Source organism: Lelliottia nimipressuralis (assembly GCF_004115925.1).
In the GTDB taxonomy this organism is placed as follows: domain Bacteria; phylum Pseudomonadota; class Gammaproteobacteria; order Enterobacterales; family Enterobacteriaceae; genus Enterobacter; species Enterobacter nimipressuralis.
This window is the reverse complement of record NZ_SDDX01000021.1, coordinates 19247-38996: the sequence shown is the minus strand read 5'-3', so window position 1 is coordinate 38996 and position 19750 is coordinate 19247. Positions and strand designations below refer to the sequence as shown.

Here is a 19750-nt window from a genome sequence, read left to right as displayed (position 1 = left end):
AATTTTTGTCGTTGATTTTTTAGAAAAATTTATTTTATTTCAGTTCCTAATTCGTTATGAATGCACTATTTGTATAGATTAATGTGAGTGTTATAAGTGATGCATATGTGTAGGGGGGGGAATGAGGGTTGCAATGATATTACCGAGTCTTGAAAGAAGTGGGCCTGGCATTCATGTTGAAGCTTTGTCTAGGGCTCTTGCTAAATTAGGATGCTATATAGAAATCTTTTATCTCCGCGATTGCAAAAATAAATGCTTAGATTTCGATTTTGTCGAATGTACACAGTTAACTTTTAATTTTGAAAAAATTAGAAAATTATCAAAATTTGATGTGATACATACACATGGATTTTTCCCAGACTTGTATGGTGTGTTGCTGTCAAGACTTTTTATTAGAACAGTCCATGTTTCTACAATGCACAATTTTATAGAGCATGATATTGCTGGTCGTTATAATGGCTTGAAAAAAAAATTATATACTTGTCTATGGATTAATGTTGTGAAACATGTCGCTCATAGGGTGGTTTTTACTGACATTGGCAAACAATATTATAAAAGTCTTGTTGGCGGTAATGTGCATAAAGTGGGTAGTGGAATTGATGTAAACTTAGTTCTAAGAAAAATGCGTAATAATGAATCTATAGATCTAAAAGTCCTTGAAGTCCTAAGTAAATTCAAAAAAAATAAAAAAATAATTGGTTCAACCTCAATAATTACCGAGATAAAAAGTCTTGACATCATAGTTAGAGCGTTACCTCAATTGCCTGATTATGCTGCTGTATTTGTGGGTGGCGGCGTTCTAGAAAATGATTTAATTGAATTGGCAAGCCAATTGGGGGTAATTGACCGCTGCTTATTTATTGGATTTGTAGATAATCCCATTCCTTATCTTCCTTATTTTGATATTTATGCCATGCCAAGCCGAAGTGAATCCTTTGGACTTAGCCTCTTCGAAGCGATCGCGGCTAAACTACCAGTTGTATGTCGTGATCTCCCTGTATTTAATGAGTTATTATTAGATGTCGGTCTTAATAAATTCGACGGTTCTGTTTATGGATTCATCAGCGCCATAAAAAATATTAGTAATAACAACTCTAAGTTCACAGAAATTGCATTTCAAAGATTATTGAATGAGTATGATATAAGAAAGGTAGCTTATAAATATTATGATTTTTATCAAGGAGTGTTGAATTAGTGATGGAATTTAGCGTGCTTATGTCACTTTACATAAATGAAAACCCTCTTTATTTAGAGCAATGCCTTGATAGCTTGTCAAAACAAATTTTAAAAGCTAGTGAAATAGTAATTGTGCTCGATGGGCCAATCACAGCAGAACTTAATGATATTCTGATTAAATGGAGCGGTGAGTTACCATTAAAAATCTATCCTCTCGCAGAAAATGTTGGTCTAGGGTATGCACTAAATTATGGGCTTAATAAATGTAGTTTCAATTTAGTAGCTCGCATGGATACTGACGACATATGTCATAACGAGCGCTTTAAATTGCAAATACACGCATTTAAAGAAGAACCAGAGCTGATATTGGTTGGAGGAGCTATCAGTGAGTTCGATGGTTCAATTTCCAATGTGACAGGGATAAGACGTGTACCTCTAAATCATAGAGAAATAATATTAAGTGCAAAATCACGTAACCCATTTAATCATATGACAGTAATGTATAAAAGAGATTCAATATTTTCCGTTGGCAGTTATGTTCATCACCTCTACATGGAAGATTATAACTTATGGTTAAGACTATTAAATCAGGGTTTTTTGACGAAAAATCTCCCCAATACTTTAGTCTTTGCTCGCTGCGGGGACGCCATGCTTTTAAGAAGACGAGGATTCAACTATATCAAGAGTGAATATCTTCTTGCTCGATTGAAATTCAGACTTGGTTTTTTGGGGGGGGTCGAAACAATTAATACTTTTTTAATAAGATGCATTCCTCGTTTAATTCCTATTTCTATGCTCAGGTTGATTTATCGCATTCTTCGTAAATGACTACAAACGAGATTCCAGGTTGCTGATCTTTGTGAGCGATATATGTCATGCTGAAGGAATGAAATCCTGCTGTACTCTAGCATGGTTACAATTGCCATTAATTCTAGTGAACAAACCTTTGTCATGCGGTTTAATCCTGAGTTAACATCTAAACCACATTTCAAGCCGCGCATAAGTCGCGGTGACCACACCTGACAGGAGTATGTAATGTCCAAACAACAGATCGGCGTTGTCGGTATGGCAGTGATGGGGCGCAACCTGGCGCTCAACATCGAAAGCCGTGGTTATACCGTCTCCGTTTTCAACCGTTCCCGTGAAAAAACCGAAGAAGTGATTGCCGAGAACCCTGGCAAGAAGCTGGTTCCCTTCTATACGGTGCAGGAGTTTGTTGAATCCTTGGAAACGCCGCGTCGTATCCTGTTAATGGTGAAAGCTGGCGCGGGTACTGATGCTGCTATCGACTCCCTGAAGCCGTATCTGGATAAAGGCGACATCATCATTGATGGTGGTAACACCTTCTTCCACGACACCATTCGTCGTAATCGTGAGCTTTCTGCGGAAGGTTTCAACTTCATCGGTACCGGCGTGTCTGGCGGTGAAGAGGGCGCCCTGAAAGGCCCATCGATCATGCCTGGCGGTCAGAAAGAAGCGTATGAGCTAGTCGCGCCTATTCTGACTAAAATTGCCGCTGTTGCAGAAGATGGCGAACCGTGCGTGACCTACATCGGTCCAGACGGTGCGGGTCACTATGTGAAAATGGTTCACAATGGTATCGAATACGGCGACATGCAGCTGATTGCTGAAGCCTACTCGTTGCTGAAAGGCGGCCTGAATCTGTCTAACGAAGAGCTGGCGCAGACTTTCACTGAGTGGAACACCGGCGAGCTGAACAGCTACCTGATCGACATCACCAAAGACATCTTCACCAAGAAAGACGAAGAGGGTAAATACCTGGTTGATGTAATTCTGGACGAAGCGGCGAACAAAGGTACCGGTAAATGGACCAGCCAGAGCTCTCTGGATCTCGGTGAGCCACTGTCTCTCATTACTGAGTCCGTGTTTGCACGTTATATCTCTTCTCTGAAAGAGCAGCGCGTTGCAGCCTCTAAAGTGCTGTCTGGCCCACAGGCTAAACCTGCCGCTGACAAAGTTGAGTTCATCGAGAAAGTTCGCCGCGCACTGTACCTGGGCAAAATCGTCTCTTACGCACAGGGCTTCTCTCAGCTGCGTGCTGCATCTGACGAGAACAACTGGGATCTGAACTACGGTGAGATCGCCAAGATCTTCCGCGCCGGTTGCATCATCCGCGCCCAGTTCCTGCAGAAAATCACCGATGCTTACGCGGAAAACGCAGGCATTGCTAACCTGCTGCTGGCACCGTACTTCAAGAAAATTGCTGACGACTACCAGCAAGCACTGCGTGATGTTGTTGCATACGCGGTCCAGAACGGTATTCCGGTTCCGACTTTCTCAGCAGCAGTTGCGTACTACGACAGCTACCGTGCAGCGGTGTTGCCTGCAAACCTGATCCAGGCGCAGCGTGACTACTTCGGTGCGCACACGTATAAGCGTACTGACAAAGAAGGTGTGTTCCACACCGAATGGCTGGATTAATCTGATTTAACTCAGTCTGATAGCATGGCCCGGTTTTCGTTACCGGGCTTTTTTATTCTTCCTTTCCCCGTGTCTCCTCGCTTTGTGCAACACAATCCTGTTATCACAGAATAATTCACTCTTTTATCTCGATCCGGCAGTAAGGGCTTTGCCTTGACAGTGCATAAACATAAGAGGTAAAAACCTCAACAGTTGTTTACTGTGGTGGCGTTGCTGATGCCTCCTGACACTCATACTTGAAGAAGTAGAACGAATGAAAATTACAATCTCCGGAACAGGCTATGTCGGTCTATCTAACGGTATTCTGATTGCGCAGAACCATGAAGTGGTGGCGCTGGACATCGTGCAGGCCAAAGTGGATATGCTCAACCAGAAGATCTCTCCGATTGTTGATAAAGAGATCCAGGACTATTTGTCCAATAAGCCTCTGAATTTCCGCGCTACAACTGATAAAGAAGACGCATACCGCGGTGCAGATTATGTGATTATCGCCACTCCAACGGATTATGATCCTAAGACCAACTACTTCAATACCTCCAGCGTAGAAGCAGTGATTAAAGATGTAGTGGCATTGAATCCTGAAGCCGTGATGATCATCAAATCAACTATCCCTGTAGGGTTCACCCAGTTAATTAAAGAGAAACTGGGTATCGATAACGTGATCTTCTCTCCAGAATTTCTGCGTGAAGGTAAGGCACTTTACGACAACCTCTATCCATCGCGTATTGTTATTGGTGAGCGTTCCGCACGTGCCGAGCGCTTTGCGGCGCTGTTACAGGAGGGGGCGATCAAGAAAGATATTGATGTGCTGTTCACCGACACCACTGAAGCTGAGGCTATCAAGCTTTTCGCCAATACCTATCTGGCGATGCGTGTGGCCTTCTTCAACGAACTGGACAGCTACGCGGAAAGCCTTGGCCTGAACACCAAACAGATCATTGAAGGCGTCTGCCTGGACCCGCGCATTGGCAACCACTATAACAATCCGTCATTCGGCTACGGCGGTTACTGTCTGCCAAAAGATACCAAGCAGCTGCTCGCAAACTACCAGACTGTGCCAAACAACCTGATTTCCGCGATTGTGGAAGCAAACCGTACGCGTAAAGATTTCATCTCTGACTCCATTCTGGCGCGTCAGCCGAAAGTGGTGGGGGTGTATCGTTTGATCATGAAGAGCGGGTCGGATAACTTCCGCGCATCCTCCATCCAGGGGATCATGAAGCGTATTAAGGCGAAAGGCGTGCAAGTGATTATTTATGAACCGGCGATGAAAGAAGACGAGTTCTTCCATTCACGGGTCATTCGCGATCTGGACGCATTCAAGAAAGATGCCGATGTAATTATTTCAAACCGTATGGCAGAAGAGCTGGCGGATGTGGCAGATAAAGTTTATACCCGCGATCTGTTCGGAAGTGATTAATCTTTATTGCTAAACGCATCGAGAAAATGCCCGGCACTGCCGGGCATTGTTGTTTTAAGCCTTGTAAAAATCACGATACCAGTCGACGAAATTCTTCACGCCTTCTTTCACAGAGGTCTGAGGTTTAAAACCAATCACCTCGTACAGCGCTTTGGTATCCGCGCTGGTCTCCAGTACATCACCCGGCTGAATCGGCATCATATTCTTATCTGCTTCAATGCCTAACGCTTCTTCCAGCGCTGTAATGTAATCCATCAATTCAACAGGCGAGCTATTACCGATGTTGTAGACGCGATAGGGAGCGGAGCTGGTCGCTGGCGTACCTGCTTCAACGGTCCAGCTTTCATCTGCCTGTGGAATAACATCCTGCAGACGAATAATGGCTTCGGCAATGTCGTCAATGTAGGTGAAATCACGCTTCATCTTGCCGTAGTTGTATACGTCGATGCTTTTGCCTTCGAGCATGGCTTTAGTGAACTTAAACAGCGCCATATCCGGACGGCCCCACGGCCCGTACACCGTAAAGAAGCGCAGGCCGGTGGTCGGCAAGTTATAGAGATGCGAATAGGTATGCGACATCAGCTCGTTGGCTTTTTTGGTCGCAGCGTAAAGTGATACCGGATGGTCTACCGAATCATCGGTCGAGAAGGGCATTTTACGGTTAAGGCCATAAACCGAACTGGAGGAGGCGTACAGCAGGTGCTGAACCTTATTATGGCGACAACCTTCAAGTACGTTGAGATGCCCGGTCAGGTTGGCATCAGCATAGGCATGCGAGTTTTCCAGCGAGTAACGCACGCCAGCCTGAGCGGCCAGATGGATGACGCGGTTAAACTTCTCGTTGGCAAACAGGGCTGCCATGCCTTCGCGGTCGGCCAGATCGAGTTTATGAAAGCTGAAATTCCCGGATGTCAGCAGATCCAGGCGCGCCTGCTTCAGGTTGACATCGTAGTAGTCGTTGAGATTGTCGATACCGACAACCTGATGCCCGGCGTCTAAAAGACGCTTACTGACGTGTGAGCCGATAAAACCCGCTGCACCAGTGACCAGAAATTTCATATCCATCCTCTTTGCTATCAAAAACAGCTATCTGTTAAGCATAAAACCTATGACGCACATCATACCTCTTAGCGTGGAGTAAGCAAAACTTCACCAGTCGGCAGATTCTCAACGGATTCTTATAGAAAAATTATCAGTACGAGATAGACTAGTTAGAAAATTTTATTACGCTAATTTCACCGTTAAGGATTGTATGTCTCAGAACAGCAATAACGAGGTCAGCAGTCGGCATGACCCGGAACAGATTGATTTATTAGATTTAATCATACAGCTTTGGCGTGGGAAGTGGATCATTGCTGCATTTGTAGCCATAGCGATAGTGCTTGCCGGCATTTATATAACCATTGCAAAAGAGAAATGGACCTCTAGCGCGATAATTACCCAGCCGGATGCCGCTCAGCTTGCCACCTACACTAACGCTCTGAATATTCTGTATGGATCAGCTGCACCCTCTATGCTTGATACTCAAGTCCGTGTTGTCGGGCGCTTCAACTCCGCATTTTCCGCGTTAGCACAGGCTTTAGAAAATCAGGAATCCCCTGAAAAATTGACCATTGAGGCAGCAGTCAAAGGGCAATCGCTGCCCTTAACCGTAAGCTATGTCGGCGAAACCGCTGAAGCTGCACAAAAACAATTGGCACAATATATTCAGCAAATTGACGAGCAGACGGCGAAAGAACTGGATGTTGACCTTAAAGACAACATCAAACAGCAAATCATTACGTTGAATGACTCTTTACAGAACCAGGAAAAAGTCTCGCAAGAACAGAAAGATCTGCGTATTAAACAGATTACAGAGGCATTGAAGTTCGCGCAGGCCGCGAAAATCACGACACCTCAAATCCAGCAGACGCAGGATGTCACACAGGACACAATGTTCCTGTTGGGCAGTGAAGCGCTGAATTCAATGATTGAACACGAGTCTACGCGTCCTCTGGTCTTCTCTGGTGCTTATTATCAGACTAAACAGAATTTATTAGATATTCAGAATCTTAATGTCGATCCGGCTAGCATTCATGCCTACCGCTATGTCATGAAACCTAACCTGCCTATCCGTCGCGATAGTCCGAAGAAAGGTATCACGCTAATTCTGGCTGTTCTGCTGGGCGGCATTATCGGTTCTGGCGTTGTATTAGGGCGCAACGCGCTGCGCAACTACAAACCAAAAGCTTGATAATCACATAAAAAAAAGACCGGGTTTCCCCGGTCTTTTTTATTTATGCCGTTTTCGCAAATTCTCAATCACCGCCGTTAAATCCAGCTCCTGATCCTGCAGCAACACCAGCAGGTGATACATTAAATCAGACGCCTCGTTGGTCAGCTCATCGCGATCGTTTACGGTTGCGGCCAGTGCCGTTTCCACGCCTTCTTCACCCACCTTCTGCGCGATACGCTTGGTTCCGCTCGCGTAAAGTTTTGCCGTATACGAGCTTTCCGGATCGGCGGTTTTACGCGCGGCGAGCAGTTGTTCGAGCTGATACAGGAACAGCCATTGATGGCTGGCATCGCCAAAACAGCTGCTGGTGCCCAGATGGCAGGTTGGCCCGATAGGGTTTGCGAGTACCAGCAGGGTGTCGTTATCGCAGTCAGGGGTAATGCTCACCACATTGAGGAAATGACCGGAGGATTCGCCTTTGGTCCACAGACGCTGTTTAGTGCGCGAGAAAAAGGTGACTTTCCCGCTCTCAAGCGTCGTGCTCAGTGCATCCTGGTTCATATAGCCCAGCATCAGGACTTCGCCTGACACGGCGTGCTGCACAACCACCGGCAATAATCCGTCCGTTTTTTCCCAGTCCAGCTGAGCCCGTTGTTGTTCTGTTAACATACCCTAATCTCCACGCCCTGGTTAATCAGGAACGTTTTTAACTCGCCAATATTGATAATCTGCTTGTGGAACACCGACGCAGCAAGCGCGCCGTCGACATCCGCGTCGCGGAAGGCTTCCAGAAAGTGTTCCATCGTTCCAGCACCACCAGAGGCAATCATCGGCACGCGGCACACGGCACGCACTTTTTTGAGCTGCTCCAGGTCATAGCCATTACGCACGCCATCCTGGTTCATCATGTTCAGTACGATTTCACCTGCGCCGCGTTTTTGCACTTCCTGCACCCAGTCCAGCGTTTCCCATTGCGTCACGCGGGTGCGGTTTTCATCGCCCGTATATTGATTTACGTGATACTTGCCGGTTGCCGCGTCGTACCAGGTATCAATCCCCACCACGATACACTGTACGCCAAAGCGATCCGCCAGACGGGTAATCAGCTCCGGATCTGCCAGGGCAGGGGAGTTGATGGAAATTTTATCTGCGCCGAAGGAGAGGATCTGCGCAGCGTCTTCCGCCGATTTAATTCCGCCCGCCACGCAAAACGGAATATCGATCACTTCCGCTACGCGCTCGACCCAGCTTTTGTCGACCACACGGCCATCGCTGGAGGCGGTGATATCGTAAAAGACCAGTTCGTCTGCGCCTTCGTCAGCATAGCGTTTTGCGAGGGGGACGATGTCGCCTATGATTTCGTGATTGCGGAATTGCACGCCTTTCACCACCTGGCCATCACGCACGTCCAGACACGGGATTATCCGTTTTGCCAGCATTGAATCGCCTCCGTCACAGTAAACTTCTCTTCCAGTAAAGCGCGCCCCACGATGACGCCGCGCACGCCGGTGCCGCGCAGAGCGGCGACATCCGCTAAATCGCCAATACCGCCCGATGACTGGAAAGCCACCTGCGGATAGCGGGCGCACACTTCCTGATACAGCGAGACGTTAGAACCAGCCAGCGTCCCGTCGCGGGAGATATCCGTGCAAAGGACATGTTTCAGCCCTACGGGGAGATAAATTTCAACCAGCTCTTCCAGCGTCACGCCGGAATTTTCCTGCCAGCCGCTGACCGCTACCTGCTTGTTACCCTGCTCATCAATGCGCACATCCAGCGCCAGCACCAGCGCGTCGGGGCCAAAGCGGCGGAACCAGCCTTTAACCTGCTCCGGGTTTTTGACCGCCGTCGAGCCGACTACTACCCGTGCCACACCGGCTTCGAGCAGGGCGGCAACATCCTCTTCAGAACGCACACCACCGCCCACCTGCACGGGAACGTTAACGCCCGCGACCAGGGTTTTCAGCAGTGGAATCTGACGTTTCGCCGGGTCTTTTGCGCCCGTGAGATCGACCAGGTGCAGCACTTCTGCGCCCTGCGCCGCATAATCCTGCAAACGCGGCAGGGGATCGTTGCCGTAGTCGCGCTGCTGGCCGTAATCGCCCTGATGGAGACGGACAACGGTGCCGTCAATTAAATCTAATGCGGGAATAATCATCACATCTCCAGGAAATTTTTCAGCAACTGCGCACCCGCAGCACCCGAACGTTCCGGGTGGAACTGCACGCCAAAGAAATTATCTTTGTTGACCGCTGCCGTGAATGGCTCGCCGTAATTGCACTGGGCGATAGTATACGGGTTCAGTGGCATGGCGTAGCTGTGCACAAAGTAGAAATAGGCCCCGTCTTCAATACCGCGAAACAGCCGGTCACCCGCTTTCGGGTAAACGCGGTTCCAGCCCATGTGCGGCAGCGGCAGGCCAAAGTCGGTCATCTTTGGCACATCTTCTTCGATGATACCCAGCAGGTCCACGCCATTGCTCTCTTCGCTGCGACGCCCCAGGATCTGCATCCCCAGACAAATGCCCAGCACCGGCTGGGTGCAGGCTTTAATCAGCTCGACCAACTCACGCTCGTGGATCTGATCCATCGCCGCCTGCGCCGTTCCGACGCCCGGTAAAAAAAGTTTGTCGGCGCGCAGTACGACGTCCGGGTCGCGGCTGACCACCGGATCATAGCCGTGGCGCGCGATGGCTGATTTCACTGAGTTGAGATTCGCACAACCGGTATCCAGAATGACCACGTTCATCACAACACCCCTTTCGATGAAGGCAGCGTATCGCCCTCCACGCGGATCGCCTGGCGCAGCGTGCGGCCAAAGACTTTAAACAGGCTCTCGACGCGGTGGTGATCGTTTTTGCCTTTGGTTTTCAGGTGCAGCGTCACACCCATGGTGTAGGAGAGCGAGCGGAAGAAGTGCTCAACCATCTCGGTGCTCAGATCGCCGACGCGCTGATAGGTAAAGTCGGCTTTATATTCCAGGTGCGGACGACCGGAGATATCCAGCGCGCAGCGGGCCAGACATTCGTCCATTGGCAGCACAAAACCAAAACGGTTAATGCCGCGCTTATCGCCAAGCGCCAGCTTCAGGGCTTCGCCCAATGCCAGGCCGGTATCTTCAACGGTGTGGTGATCGTCGATGTACAGATCGCCCTTCACGTTGATCTCCATGCGGAATCCGCCATGGGTCGAAATCTGATCCAGCATGTGATCGAAGAAACCGACGCCGGTGTGAATTTTGCTGCCGCCTTCGCGGTCCAGCCACACTTTTACGTCAATCTGCGTCTCTTTCGTGTTGCGCTCGACGTGGGAGTAACGGTCACGCTTGGTGAGCTGCTCGCCAATCGTCGCCCAGTTCAGCTCATTGCGATTAAAACGCAGCCCCTGAATGCCCATGTTTTCGGCAAGCTGGATATCGGTTGCGCGATCGCCAATCACATAGCTGTTTGCTTTATCCAGCACGCCTTCGGCAAGATAGCGCTCAACCAGCTTCACTTTCGGTTTGCGGCAGTCGCAATTATCCGCTGGCAGGTGCGGGCAGATCAGCACGTCATCGAAGGTAATACCCTGCGAGGTGAGGATCTGCATCATCAGGTTGTGCGGGCCATCGAAATCGGCCTGCGGGAAGCTGTCGGTGCCCAGTCCGTCCTGGTTGGTGATCATCACCAGCTTATAGCCCGCTTTCTGCAGCTTAAGCAGAACCGGGATCACGTCAGCTTCAAAAGCCAGTTTGTCGAATCGATCGACCTGATAATCACTTGGTGGCTCAGCAATAATAGTGCCGTCGCGATCGATAAAAAGGGTCTTCTGGCTCATACTTTCTCCGCTTTCAGGGCGTCAATCACGTGCTGACTCTCTTCCCGGGTGCCCACGGTAATGCGCAGACAGCCGCTCAGGGAGGGTTGTTTGTTTTGGTCTCGTAAGATAATGCCCTGATCCCACAAAGATTTAAATATGGCACTGGAGGCGGTGAAGCGCACCAGGATGTAATTGGTTTCCGACTCAAAAACCTGCTCCACGCAGGGCAACGTTTTCAGGGCAGAGACGAGATACTGACGCTCCACCAGAATCTGCGCTACACGCTCACGCATGGCGTTGATGCCCTGGGGGGCCAGCGCCTGCGCGGCGATATCCGCGACCGGCGTTGACAGCGGGTAAGGGGCGATCACTTTCATCAGCAGATCGATGACCTCTTTATTCGCCAGCGTAAATCCGCAGCGCAGACCGGCCAGTGCGAAGGCTTTCGACAGCGTACGCAGCACCACCAGATTCGGATACTCTTCCAGCCAGCCCGCCAGCGTCGCCTGAGGGCAAAATTCGATATAGGCCTCATCGGCAACAACCAGCGCTTTGCCGCGCGTCATCTCAAGCAGGGTGCGGATATCCTGCGGATTAATGAGTTGGCCGGTTGGGTTATTCGGGCTGCAGACGAAAATCACTTTCACACCGTCAAGATTATCGGCGATGGTCGGGAGATCAAGCTGCCAGTCATCCAGCGCCAGCACGTTGCGACACGCCACGCCAAACGTTTCGGCGCTAACGCTGTACATGCCGTAAGTCGGCTGGCAATAGAGCACCGCGTCTTTGCCCGGCTCGCAGAAGGCGCGAATCAGCAGTTCGATACCCTCATCGGCCCCACGGCTGACCAGCACCTGCTCCGGCTTCACGCCCGCGTACTGGGCGTAATTCTCAATCACCGCCTTTGGCTGGCACTCCGGATAACGGTTCAGCGTCTGCTGGGAAAGATCGAACGCGACTGCCGTCGGGAATTCATTGGCGTTCAGCCAGACATCACCATTCCCCCCCAGGCGACGAGCAGATTGATAGGGTGTCAGTCGACGAACGTTTTCGCGGGCTAATTCTTCAATGCTCATGCTTGCTCCTTCAGGGCGGCAACGCGCAGCGTCACGGCGTTTTTGTGGGCGGTCAGGCGCTCGGCGGCGGCCAGCGTTTCAATCGTGGAGGCGAGGGCGGCAAAACCTTCGCGGGACAACTCCTGCACGGTCATGCGCTTCTGGAAATCAGCCAGCCCCAGGCTTGAACAGGTTGCAGTGTAGCCATAAGTTGGCAGCACGTGGTTGGTGCCAGAGGCGTAATCGCCTGCGGATTCAGGCGACCAGTCACCGAGGAACACGGAACCGGCGCTGGTGATGCCATCGACCAGAGAACGAGCGTCGCGGGTTTGAATAATCAGGTGCTCCGGGCCGTACTGGTTAGAGATGGCGATGCACTGCTCGAGCGAATTCGCCACGATCAGGCGGCTGGCAGAGAGCGCCTGGCGTGCCGTGTCGGCTCGCGGCAGTTCTGCCAGTTGGCGCTCAACCGCTTCGCCCACGCGCTGCGCCATGTCGGCGTCCGGCGTCAGCAAAATCACCTGGGAATCGGGACCGTGTTCGGCCTGAGAGAGCAGGTCAGAGGCCACAAAGTCCGGCGTCGCGCCGCTGTCGGCAATCACCAGCACTTCCGACGGGCCCGCAGGCATGTCAATCGCCGCACCGTCCAGACGCTGGCTGACCTGGCGTTTGGCTTCAGTGACGTAGGCATTCCCTGGCCCAAAAATCTTATCGACTTTCGGTACGGATTCGGTACCAAACGCGAGGGCGGAGATGGCCTGCGCCCCGCCTGCTTTAAAGACGTCCTGCACGCCGCACAGTTTTGCCGCGTAGAGGATCTCATCGGCAATCGGCGGCGGCGAGCAGAGCACCACTTTCTGACAACCGGCGATACGCGCCGGCGTGGCGAGCATTAAGACGGTGGAAAACAACGGGGCGGAGCCACCGGGAATGTAGAGTCCGACGGAGGCCACGGGGCGCGTCACCTGCTGGCAGCGCACGCCGGGCAGGGTTTCGACGTCCACCACCTGCAGTTTCTGCGCAGTGTGGAAGGTGTCGATGTTTTTGACCGCCACGGCCATCGCCTGCTTGATGTCATCGCCAAGACGGTTGCAGGCGTCATCAATTTCTTGCGCCGTCACTTTCAGCGCACCGACGTCGGTTTTGTCAAACCTGGCGCTGTATTCGCGCAGTGCGTCGTCGCCGCGGGCTTTCACGTTATCCAGGATTTCCGCCACGGTGCGGGTAATGCCGTCCGAAGCCGAAATGGCCGGGCGCGTCAGCAGTTCACGCTGTTGTTCAGTGCTGCAGGTATTCCAGTCGATGATTGTATTAAAGCTCATATCACTTTCCTTTTGCCGGATGCGCGAACGCTGACCGGGCACTGTTCGCGGAATTATTCCATCATCTTCTCAATCGGCAGCACCAGAATGGAGCTGGCACCCAGGGCTTTCAGTTTTTCCATGGTTTCCCAGAACAGGGTTTCGCTGCTGACCATATGCATCGCTACGCGCTGCTGATCGCCCGCCAGCGGCAGAATGGTTGGGCGTTCCGCGCCTGGCAGCAGAGCAATCACTTCATCCAGACGTTCGGTTGGCGCGTGCATCATGATGTATTTCGATTCGCGAGCCTGAATCACACCCTGAATACGGGTCAGCAGGCGGTCAATCAGCTGCTGCTTGGCATCTGGCATGTCGCCATCGCGCTGGATCAGGCAGGCTTTCGAGCGGTAAATCACTTCCACTTCGCGCAGGCCGTTTGCTTCGAGGGTTGCGCCGGTAGAGACCAGGTCGCAAATGGCGTCCGCCAGTCCGGCGCGTGGGGCCACTTCGACGGAACCGTTTAACAGACAGGATTTAAACTGCACGCCTTTTTGATCGAGGTAGCGTTTCAGCAAGTGAGGATAAGAGGTGGCAATGCGCTTGCCGTTCAGCCCAGCCGGGCCGTCCCAGGCCTCATCCACTGCGGTGGCGAGGGAGAGACGGCAACCGCCAAAGTCCAGACGACGCAGGGTGAAATAGCGCGGGTCTTCGCCCTGCGCGCGGCGGGTCAGCAGCTCTTCTTCCAGCACGTTTTCGCCGATGATGCCAAGATCAACCACGCCATCCATCACCAGGCCTGGAATGTCGTCATCGCGAACGCGCAGGATATCGATCGGCATATTTTCAGCGAGGGCAATCAGGCGCTGCGTGTGCAGGTTAATTTTAATCCCGCAGCGGGAGAGTAATTCGCGTGAATCGTCGCTCAGGCGGCCTGATTTTTGAATAGCTATGCGTAAACGTGAGTTATCTAACATTCTGTTGTCCTTATTACCCTGTCTGGATACGGTCCAAAAAAAAAGCCCCCGGAAGATGATCTTCCGGGGGCTCTCTCTTGCGTTCTCGCACCACTGGAAGATCTGAATGTCTTCCAGCACACATCGCCTGAAAGACTAGTCAGGATGATGGTGATGATGGTGGTTTTTAAAAGGAACGCGTGTCATATAAATTCTCTGTGAATGCTTATGCATCTGATGTCTTTTAACCTAAACCACATTCACGGTGTAAAGCAAGGGCTTTTTTTAATCATTAATTCATTTCATATTGATGCTATGAATTGTCAGTTCCTCAGCGCTGGCGTAGCCTTAAGTCAGACGCGTGCAAGCCAGGAGAAAACGCATGAAAAAGGTCGCAATTGTCGGTTTAGGATGGTTAGGCATGCCGCTGGCGATGTCGTTAACGGCGCGAGGCTGGCAGGTGACCGGCAGCAAAACCACGGTGGACGGCGTTGAGGCCGCGCGAATGTGCGGCATTGAGGGCGTCGAGTTACGCCTGGAACCGGAGCTGGTGTGCGATACGGACGATCTCGACAGCTTGATGAATGTGGATGCGCTGGTGATCACGCTGCCCGCACGCCGCAGCGGGCCGGGCGAGGAGTTTTACCGCCAGGCCGTGCAGGAGATTGTCGACAGCGCCCTGGCGCATCATATTCCGCGCATTATTTTCACCAGCTCGACGTCGGTATACGGCGATGTGGAAGGCACGGTGAAAGAGAGTACCGAGCGCAAGCCCGTCACCGCCAGTGGGCGCGTGCTGAAAGAGCTGGAAGATTGGCTGCACAATTTACCGGGTACCCAGGTGGACATTTTACGCCTCGCCGGTTTAGTCGGGCCAGAACGTCATCCGGGGCGATTCTTTGCCGGGAAAACGGCACCGAACGGGCAACATGGCGTCAATCTTGTTCATCTTGAAGACGTGATCGGTGCAATTACGCTCCTGTTACAGGCCCCGAAGGGCGGTCACATCTATAATATATGTGCGCCCTCTCATCCGGCGCGAAGTCAGTTTTATCCCGTGATGGCCCGACAGCTTGGGCTTGAGCCGCCGCAATTTCGCGACGCATCTGGGGAAGGGCAAGGCAAAGTGATTGATGGCAATCGTATTTGTCGTGAACTGGGATTTGAGTATCAATATCCCGATCCGCTGGTGATGCCAATGGAATAACCCTGCCAGCGGGTTTGATCGCACACCGTTTTGGGGGCGACATGAAACCGCTGCTGGATGTTCTCATTATCCTCGATGCACTCGAAAAAGAGGGGAGCTTTGCTGCCGCGTCAGCGAAGCTCTTCAAAACTCCCTCGGCGTTAAGCTACACCGTCCACAAGCTCGAAAGTGACCTCAATATTCAACTGCTCGATCGCAGCGGTCACCGCGCGCGTTTCACCCGAACAGGGCAGATGCTGCTCGAGAAGGGGCGCGAGGTACTTCACACGGTGCGCGAGCTGGAAAAACAGGCGATCAAGCTGCATCAGGGCTGGGAAAATGAGCTTATCATCGGCGTGGATGATACGTTTCCCTTCTCATTACTCTCTCCGCTGATCGAAGCGTTTTATCAGCGTCACAGCGTCACCCGACTCAAATTTATCAACGGCGTGCTGGGCGGCTCCTGGGAGGCACTCACTCAGGGGAGGGCGGATATCATCGTCGGTGCCTTGCGCGATCCACCCCAGTCGAGCGATTTTGGGTTTGCGCGTATCGGTACCCTTGAACAGGTTTTCGTGGTCGCTCCGCATCATCCTCTTGCTCAGGAGCCAGAGCCGATTCCGCGACGCGTCATTAAAGGCTGTCGCGCAATCGTCGTGGGCGACAGCTCGCTGCCTGAGTGCGCCGCCTCATCGCAACTGCTCGACGATCAGGAAGCGATCACCGTTTTTGACTTTAAAACCAAGCTGGAGCTGCAAATCAGCGGCCTGGGCTGCGGGTATTTACCGCGTTATCTCGCTCAGCGATTCATTGAAAGTGGAGCGCTGGTTGAAAAGCAAGTGCTGGCGCAAACCAACAGCGAATCGGTGTGGGTGGGGTGGAATGAACAGACGGCTGGGCTTGCCAGCGCATGGTGGCGGGATGAGATTTTAGCAAATAGTGCTATCGCTGCCGTTTACACTTTACCTGAGGGCGGAATATCAACCGCTTAGTAAAAAGAAAATCGCGAAGGGGTTCTGAATCTATTGCCTTTTATGCCAAAGATGGGGCAAAATGCGCCGCTGCAAAAAAATGAGATTAACCGACGATATAAAAGGCGTCGGTTATTTTTTTTGCATGTAACAAACGCCATTTAAAAACAAAGAGGCCGGGCTTCGTACCGGATAGATACTTACTAAAATCCGACAGTTGTTGTCGCTGAGGAATCCAGAAAATGGGGCAATCTTTTGCTTACGTGGCGGTTTTCACCGTAAAGGAGAATAACCATGTCGCATAACGCTACTCCAAAAACCTCTCGCGTGGAATTACGTAAAACACTTACGTTGATTCCGGTTGTCATGATGGGCCTCGCCTATATGCAGCCGATGACGCTGTTCGATACGTTTGGTATCGTTTCAGGCCTCACTGACGGTCACGTTGCAACGGCTTACGCCTTTGCGCTGGTCGCTATTCTCTTTACAGCGTTGAGCTACGGCAAACTGGTTCGCCGTTTCCCGTCCGCTGGCTCTGCGTACACCTATGCTCAGAAATCCATTAGCCCGGCTGTTGGCTTTATGGTGGGCTGGTCATCTCTGCTGGACTACCTGTTCATGCCGATGATCAACATTCTGCTGGCAAAAATTTACTTTGAAGCGCTGGTGCCTTCCGTACCGTCGTGGATCTTCGTTGTCGCGCTGGTGGCCTTTATGACCATCTCTAACCTGCGCAGCATCAAGACCGTGGCTAACTTCAATACCCTGATTGTTATTCTGCAGATGGGCATCGTGGCGGTTATCGTCGGCATGATCATCTACGGTGTGGCACACGGTGAAGGCGCAGGTACGCTGACCAGCACCCGTCCGTTCTGGTCTGAAGGCGCACACGTGGTGCCGATGATTACTGGCGCGACAATTCTGTGCTTCTCGTTCCTCGGCTTTGACGGCATCTCTTCTCTGTCTGAAGAGACTAAAGACGCAGAGCGTGTCATTCCGCGCGCAATTCTGCTGACTGCGCTGTTGGGCGGCCTGGTGTTTATCGGTGCCTCTTACTTCCTGCAGCTGTACTTCCCGGATATCTCTCGCTTTAAAGATCCGGACGCATCTCAGCCTGAAATCATGCTGTACGTGGCGGGCAAAACCTTCCAGTGGGGCGTGCTGATCTTCTCAAGCGTCACCGTACTGGCCTCCGGCATGGCCGCTCACGCAGGCGTTTCTCGTCTGATGTACGTGATGGGTCGCGACGGCGTGTTCCCGACTCGCTTCTTCGGCTACATTCATCCGAAATGGCGTACCCCGGCATGGAACGTGCTGCTGGTAGGCGCTATCGCGCTGCTGGCGATTAAATTTGACCTGGTAACCGCAACGGCGCTGATTAACTTCGGTGCGCTGGTGGCCTTTACCTTTGTTAACCTCTCCGTGATCTCTCAGTTCTGGATCCGTGAGAAGCGCAACAAAACGCTGAAAGACCACTTCAACTACCTGTTCCTGCCGATGTGTGGTGCGATGACGGTGGGTGCGCTGTGGATTAACCTGGAAGAAAGCTCAATGATTCTGGGCCTGATCTGGGGTGGTATCGGCCTGGTGTACCTGGCTTGCGTGACCAAAAGCTTCCGCAACCCGGTTCCACAGTACGAAGATATCGCCTGATCCTGAGCGATGACGAAAAAAAAACCGGAGCATATGTCTCCGGTTTTTTTATGCCTGAAACCCTCAGACAATCTCTTGCGCGTACTGGTACAGCGCTTTAAGCAGCGCCTGTTTCTCAGCGTTCCCTTCATACTGCGTATACAGCATTTCCAGCTCATCGGCGTACTGCTGCAAAAACTCCGGCGTAAAGACGTTACGACGGTGCTGCACCCAGCGCTCCTGCTCGGCTTCATCGAGGGTGCCAGGGAAGTTACGTGCCCGGTAGTTAAACATCAGCTTCTCGATACGTTTATCGGCAAAGGTGATATCCAGCGCCGGTAAATTTTGCGGATCTGTCTGCAAGACGATATTCATGGCAGCGCGGTCGGCATCGCTGAAAAAGCCGTTATAGAGCTGTGCATCGACGTTATCAGATGGCACAAAAGGCTCGGCTTCGGCAAATATCGCCACGACTTTTTCACGCACCTGCGGGTTGTCGCGCAGCACTTTCAGGTTATAGAGGCAACGCTGGCGGTTTACACCCAGCCTGTCGGCATCTTCCGGGCGCAGCGTGTTCGCCTGCGCCAGCACCGGGCATTTGTTGATATGCACCAGCTTAACCGGAACGGCGGCGTTATCGCCCAGCTCACTCTTCGGCGTATATAAACGTTCGCGTAGGGCGTCGCTGTCCAGTTCAAGCAGGGGGGAAATATCGCCTGCCAGATCGACCATAATCACCGCATTGCGATTATCAGGGTGCCACGCCAGCGGCGCGACCCAACTGGTGTTTCCACGCCATGCGCCGAACATGCCGGAGATATGCACCAGCGGTTTCATCTGCGGGACGTCAATCAGGGTCATCAGTTTCTGCTTGCTGCGATGGCTGAGCAAATAGTCGAACAGTTTAGGCTGCGCGGTTTTCACCAGCTTCGCCATGGCGATGGTGGCGTACACATCGGCCATTGCATCGTGCGCATTGCTGTGCTCAATGCCGTTGGCGCGGGTCAGATGCTCAAGACGGAAGCTGGGTAACCCGTCCTCATTCTCAGGCCAGTTGATCCCCTCAGGGCGCAAAGCGTAGCAGGCACGCATCACGTCCAGCAGGTCCCAGCGCGAATTGCGGTTATGCCAGCTCCAGGCGTACGGATCGTAGAAATTGCGGTAGAGGATATTGCGCGTAACTTCATCATCGAAACGGATGTTGTTATAGCCCACCACGCAGGTATTTGGCACGGTAAACAGGTCATGAACGCGACGGGCAAACTCGGCTTCGTTCACGCCTTTCTCACGCGCTTCCTGTGGCGTAATGCCGGTCACCATCACGGCGCCGGGCTGGGGCAGATAGTCGTCGGCAGGCTTGCAGTAAAAAACGTCCGGCTCGCCAATGATGTTGAAATCAGCGTCGGTGCGGATCGCCGCGAACTGCGAAGGCCTGTCCAGCGACGGGCTGGTGCCAAAGGTTTCGTAATCGTGAAAGAGAAATGTGGGAAGCGCGGCGGAATCAGACACCAGTAATACCATCCTGTTAAAAAGTGACACTGCTATGGTAAACGATCGGCGGCGACACGCCGAATAAAAAGCGTTTTTCAGTGCCAGAATTGC

At 51.9% G+C, this 19750-nt stretch carries 20 protein-coding genes and 1 other annotated feature; of the genes, 9 read left to right on the top strand and 11 right to left on the bottom strand.

What is annotated here, in order from left to right; translation table 11 throughout:
- Positions 1-133 precede the first annotated feature (133 nt).
- The 4 genes from ETG88_RS17460 (at position 134) to ugd (ending at position 5038) form a co-directional block, all read left to right on the top strand.
- Positions 134-1195 (top strand): glycosyltransferase family 4 protein, encoded by a 1062-nt coding sequence (locus ETG88_RS17460; RefSeq protein ID WP_164971815.1) that lies wholly within the window; start codon positions 134-136, stop codon positions 1193-1195.
- A 2-nt stretch (positions 1196-1197) separates the two neighbouring features.
- Entirely contained in the window at positions 1198-2004 is an 807-nt protein-coding gene (locus ETG88_RS17455) for a glycosyltransferase (protein ID WP_129036054.1), read from the top strand.
- A gap of 207 nt (positions 2005-2211) precedes the next feature.
- Positions 2212-3618 (top strand): NADP-dependent phosphogluconate dehydrogenase, encoded by a 1407-nt coding sequence (gene gnd / locus ETG88_RS17450; protein WP_100779638.1) that lies wholly within the window; start codon positions 2212-2214, stop codon positions 3616-3618.
- Between the two features lie 253 nt (positions 3619-3871).
- Entirely contained in the window at positions 3872-5038 is a 1167-nt protein-coding gene (ugd, locus tag ETG88_RS17445) for a UDP-glucose 6-dehydrogenase (protein WP_129035966.1), read from the top strand.
- Between the two features lie 54 nt (positions 5039-5092).
- On the opposite strand, the gene ETG88_RS17440 is transcribed toward ugd, so the two are convergent.
- On the bottom strand, positions 5093-6097 hold the full coding sequence (locus ETG88_RS17440; RefSeq protein WP_129035964.1) for an NAD-dependent epimerase: 1005 nt from the start codon (positions 6095-6097) through the stop codon (positions 5093-5095).
- A gap of 193 nt (positions 6098-6290) precedes the next feature.
- On the opposite strand from ETG88_RS17440, the gene wzzB reads away from it, so the two are divergent.
- On the top strand, positions 6291-7271 hold the full coding sequence (wzzB, locus tag ETG88_RS17435) for an LPS O-antigen chain length determinant protein WzzB (RefSeq protein ID WP_129035963.1): 981 nt from the start codon (positions 6291-6293) through the stop codon (positions 7269-7271).
- Between the two features lie 39 nt (positions 7272-7310).
- On the opposite strand, the gene hisIE is transcribed toward wzzB, so the two are convergent.
- The 9 genes from hisIE to hisL all read right to left on the bottom strand — a co-directional run bounded on the left by hisIE (position 7311) and on the right by hisL (position 14566).
- Positions 7311-7922, bottom strand: coding sequence for a bifunctional phosphoribosyl-AMP cyclohydrolase/phosphoribosyl-ATP diphosphatase HisIE (hisIE, locus tag ETG88_RS17430; protein ID WP_129035961.1), 612 nt, complete (start codon positions 7920-7922; stop codon positions 7311-7313).
- Positions 7916-8692: an imidazole glycerol phosphate synthase subunit HisF gene (hisF, locus tag ETG88_RS17425; protein ID WP_100779643.1), complete on the bottom strand. Its 777-nt coding sequence runs from the start codon at positions 8690-8692 to the stop codon at positions 7916-7918. The genes hisIE and hisF overlap by 7 nt, the downstream gene beginning before the upstream one ends.
- Complete coding sequence (gene hisA, locus ETG88_RS17420; protein ID WP_129035959.1) at positions 8674-9411, bottom strand: 1-(5-phosphoribosyl)-5-[(5-phosphoribosylamino)methylideneamino]imidazole-4-carboxamide isomerase; 738 nt, start codon at positions 9409-9411, stop codon at positions 8674-8676. Before hisA ends, hisF begins: the two co-directional genes overlap by 19 nt.
- Positions 9411-10001 (bottom strand): imidazole glycerol phosphate synthase subunit HisH, encoded by a 591-nt coding sequence (gene hisH / locus ETG88_RS17415; RefSeq protein WP_107703291.1) that lies wholly within the window; start codon positions 9999-10001, stop codon positions 9411-9413. Before hisH ends, hisA begins: the two co-directional genes overlap by 1 nt.
- Positions 10001-11068 carry a bifunctional histidinol-phosphatase/imidazoleglycerol-phosphate dehydratase HisB gene (hisB, locus tag ETG88_RS17410; protein WP_129035957.1) on the bottom strand — a complete coding sequence of 356 codons (1068 nt, stop codon included), beginning with the start codon at positions 11066-11068 and terminating at the stop codon, positions 10001-10003. The genes hisH and hisB overlap by 1 nt, the downstream gene beginning before the upstream one ends.
- A complete protein-coding gene (hisC, locus tag ETG88_RS17405) occupies positions 11065-12126 on the bottom strand; it encodes a histidinol-phosphate transaminase (RefSeq protein ID WP_129035955.1) in 1062 nt (353 codons plus the stop codon). The genes hisB and hisC overlap by 4 nt, the downstream gene beginning before the upstream one ends.
- Complete coding sequence (gene hisD / locus ETG88_RS17400) at positions 12123-13427, bottom strand: histidinol dehydrogenase (protein WP_129035953.1); 1305 nt, start codon at positions 13425-13427, stop codon at positions 12123-12125. Before hisD ends, hisC begins: the two co-directional genes overlap by 4 nt.
- 53 nt (positions 13428-13480) lie before the next feature.
- The gene (gene hisG, locus ETG88_RS17395; protein WP_100779649.1) at positions 13481-14380 is read right to left on the bottom strand and encodes an ATP phosphoribosyltransferase; all 900 of its coding nucleotides are present in this window, start codon (positions 14378-14380) and stop codon (positions 13481-13483) included.
- A 36-nt stretch (positions 14381-14416) separates the two neighbouring features.
- Positions 14417-14540: a sequence feature (His leader region), on the bottom strand.
- Entirely contained in the window at positions 14516-14566 is a 51-nt protein-coding gene (gene hisL / locus ETG88_RS17390) for a his operon leader peptide (protein WP_099516347.1), read from the bottom strand. (Overlaps the previous feature by 25 nt.)
- Positions 14567-14741: 175 nt before the next feature.
- On the opposite strand from hisL, the gene ETG88_RS17380 reads away from it, so the two are divergent.
- The 4 genes from ETG88_RS17380 (at position 14742) to ETG88_RS17365 (ending at position 18169) form a co-directional block, all read left to right on the top strand.
- A complete protein-coding gene (locus ETG88_RS17380) occupies positions 14742-15566 on the top strand; it encodes an SDR family oxidoreductase (protein WP_107703296.1) in 825 nt (274 codons plus the stop codon).
- A 41-nt stretch (positions 15567-15607) separates the two neighbouring features.
- On the top strand, positions 15608-16537 hold the full coding sequence (locus tag ETG88_RS17375) for a LysR substrate-binding domain-containing protein (RefSeq protein WP_100780849.1): 930 nt from the start codon (positions 15608-15610) through the stop codon (positions 16535-16537).
- 221 nt (positions 16538-16758) lie between these two features.
- Complete coding sequence (gene yoeI, locus ETG88_RS22605) at positions 16759-16821, top strand: membrane protein YoeI (RefSeq protein ID WP_100780850.1); 63 nt, start codon at positions 16759-16761, stop codon at positions 16819-16821.
- Positions 16811-18169, top strand: coding sequence for an APC family permease (locus ETG88_RS17365; RefSeq protein WP_164971814.1), 1359 nt, complete (start codon positions 16811-16813; stop codon positions 18167-18169). The genes yoeI and ETG88_RS17365 overlap by 11 nt, the downstream gene beginning before the upstream one ends.
- Positions 18170-18232: 63 nt before the next feature.
- Here the strand turns inward: ETG88_RS17365 and sbcB are convergent, their stop codons facing one another.
- The gene (gene sbcB / locus ETG88_RS17360; protein WP_187469896.1) at positions 18233-19669 is read right to left on the bottom strand and encodes an exodeoxyribonuclease I; all 1437 of its coding nucleotides are present in this window, start codon (positions 19667-19669) and stop codon (positions 18233-18235) included.
- Between the last annotated feature and the right edge of the window lie 81 nt (positions 19670-19750).

Bases quoted from the DNA above. Each gene is read 5' to 3' on its own strand.
- hisF (WP_100779643.1), bottom strand. From the start codon at position 8,692: ATGCTGGCAAAACGGATAATCCCGTGTCTGGACGTGCGTGATGGCCAG.
- ETG88_RS17380 (WP_107703296.1), top strand. From the start codon at position 14,742: ATGAAAAAGGTCGCAATTGTCGGTTTAGGATGGTTAGGCATGCCGCTG.
- hisD (WP_129035953.1), bottom strand. From the start codon at position 13,427: ATGAGCTTTAATACAATCATCGACTGGAATACCTGCAGCACTGAACAA.
- wzzB (WP_129035963.1), top strand. From the start codon at position 6,291: ATGTCTCAGAACAGCAATAACGAGGTCAGCAGTCGGCATGACCCGGAA.
- ugd (WP_129035966.1), top strand. From the start codon at position 3,872: ATGAAAATTACAATCTCCGGAACAGGCTATGTCGGTCTATCTAACGGT.
- hisC (WP_129035955.1), bottom strand. From the start codon at position 12,126: ATGAGCATTGAAGAATTAGCCCGCGAAAACGTTCGTCGACTGACACCC.
- ETG88_RS17440 (WP_129035964.1), bottom strand. From the start codon at position 6,097: ATGAAATTTCTGGTCACTGGTGCAGCGGGTTTTATCGGCTCACACGTC.
- hisIE (WP_129035961.1), bottom strand. From the start codon at position 7,922: ATGTTAACAGAACAACAACGGGCTCAGCTGGACTGGGAAAAAACGGAC.
- ETG88_RS17375 (WP_100780849.1), top strand. From the start codon at position 15,608: ATGAAACCGCTGCTGGATGTTCTCATTATCCTCGATGCACTCGAAAAA.
- hisB (WP_129035957.1), bottom strand. From the start codon at position 11,068: ATGAGCCAGAAGACCCTTTTTATCGATCGCGACGGCACTATTATTGCT.
- ETG88_RS17365 (WP_164971814.1), top strand. From the start codon at position 16,811: ATGTCGCATAACGCTACTCCAAAAACCTCTCGCGTGGAATTACGTAAA.
- hisG (WP_100779649.1), bottom strand. From the start codon at position 14,380: ATGTTAGATAACTCACGTTTACGCATAGCTATTCAAAAATCAGGCCGC.
- hisH (WP_107703291.1), bottom strand. From the start codon at position 10,001: ATGAACGTGGTCATTCTGGATACCGGTTGTGCGAATCTCAACTCAGTG.
- ETG88_RS17460 (WP_164971815.1), top strand. From the start codon at position 134: ATGATATTACCGAGTCTTGAAAGAAGTGGGCCTGGCATTCATGTTGAA.
- gnd (WP_100779638.1), top strand. From the start codon at position 2,212: ATGTCCAAACAACAGATCGGCGTTGTCGGTATGGCAGTGATGGGGCGC.
- hisA (WP_129035959.1), bottom strand. From the start codon at position 9,411: ATGATTATTCCCGCATTAGATTTAATTGACGGCACCGTTGTCCGTCTC.
- sbcB (WP_187469896.1), bottom strand. From the start codon at position 19,669: ATGGTATTACTGGTGTCTGATTCCGCCGCGCTTCCCACATTTCTCTTT.
- ETG88_RS17455 (WP_129036054.1), top strand. From the start codon at position 1,198: ATGGAATTTAGCGTGCTTATGTCACTTTACATAAATGAAAACCCTCTT.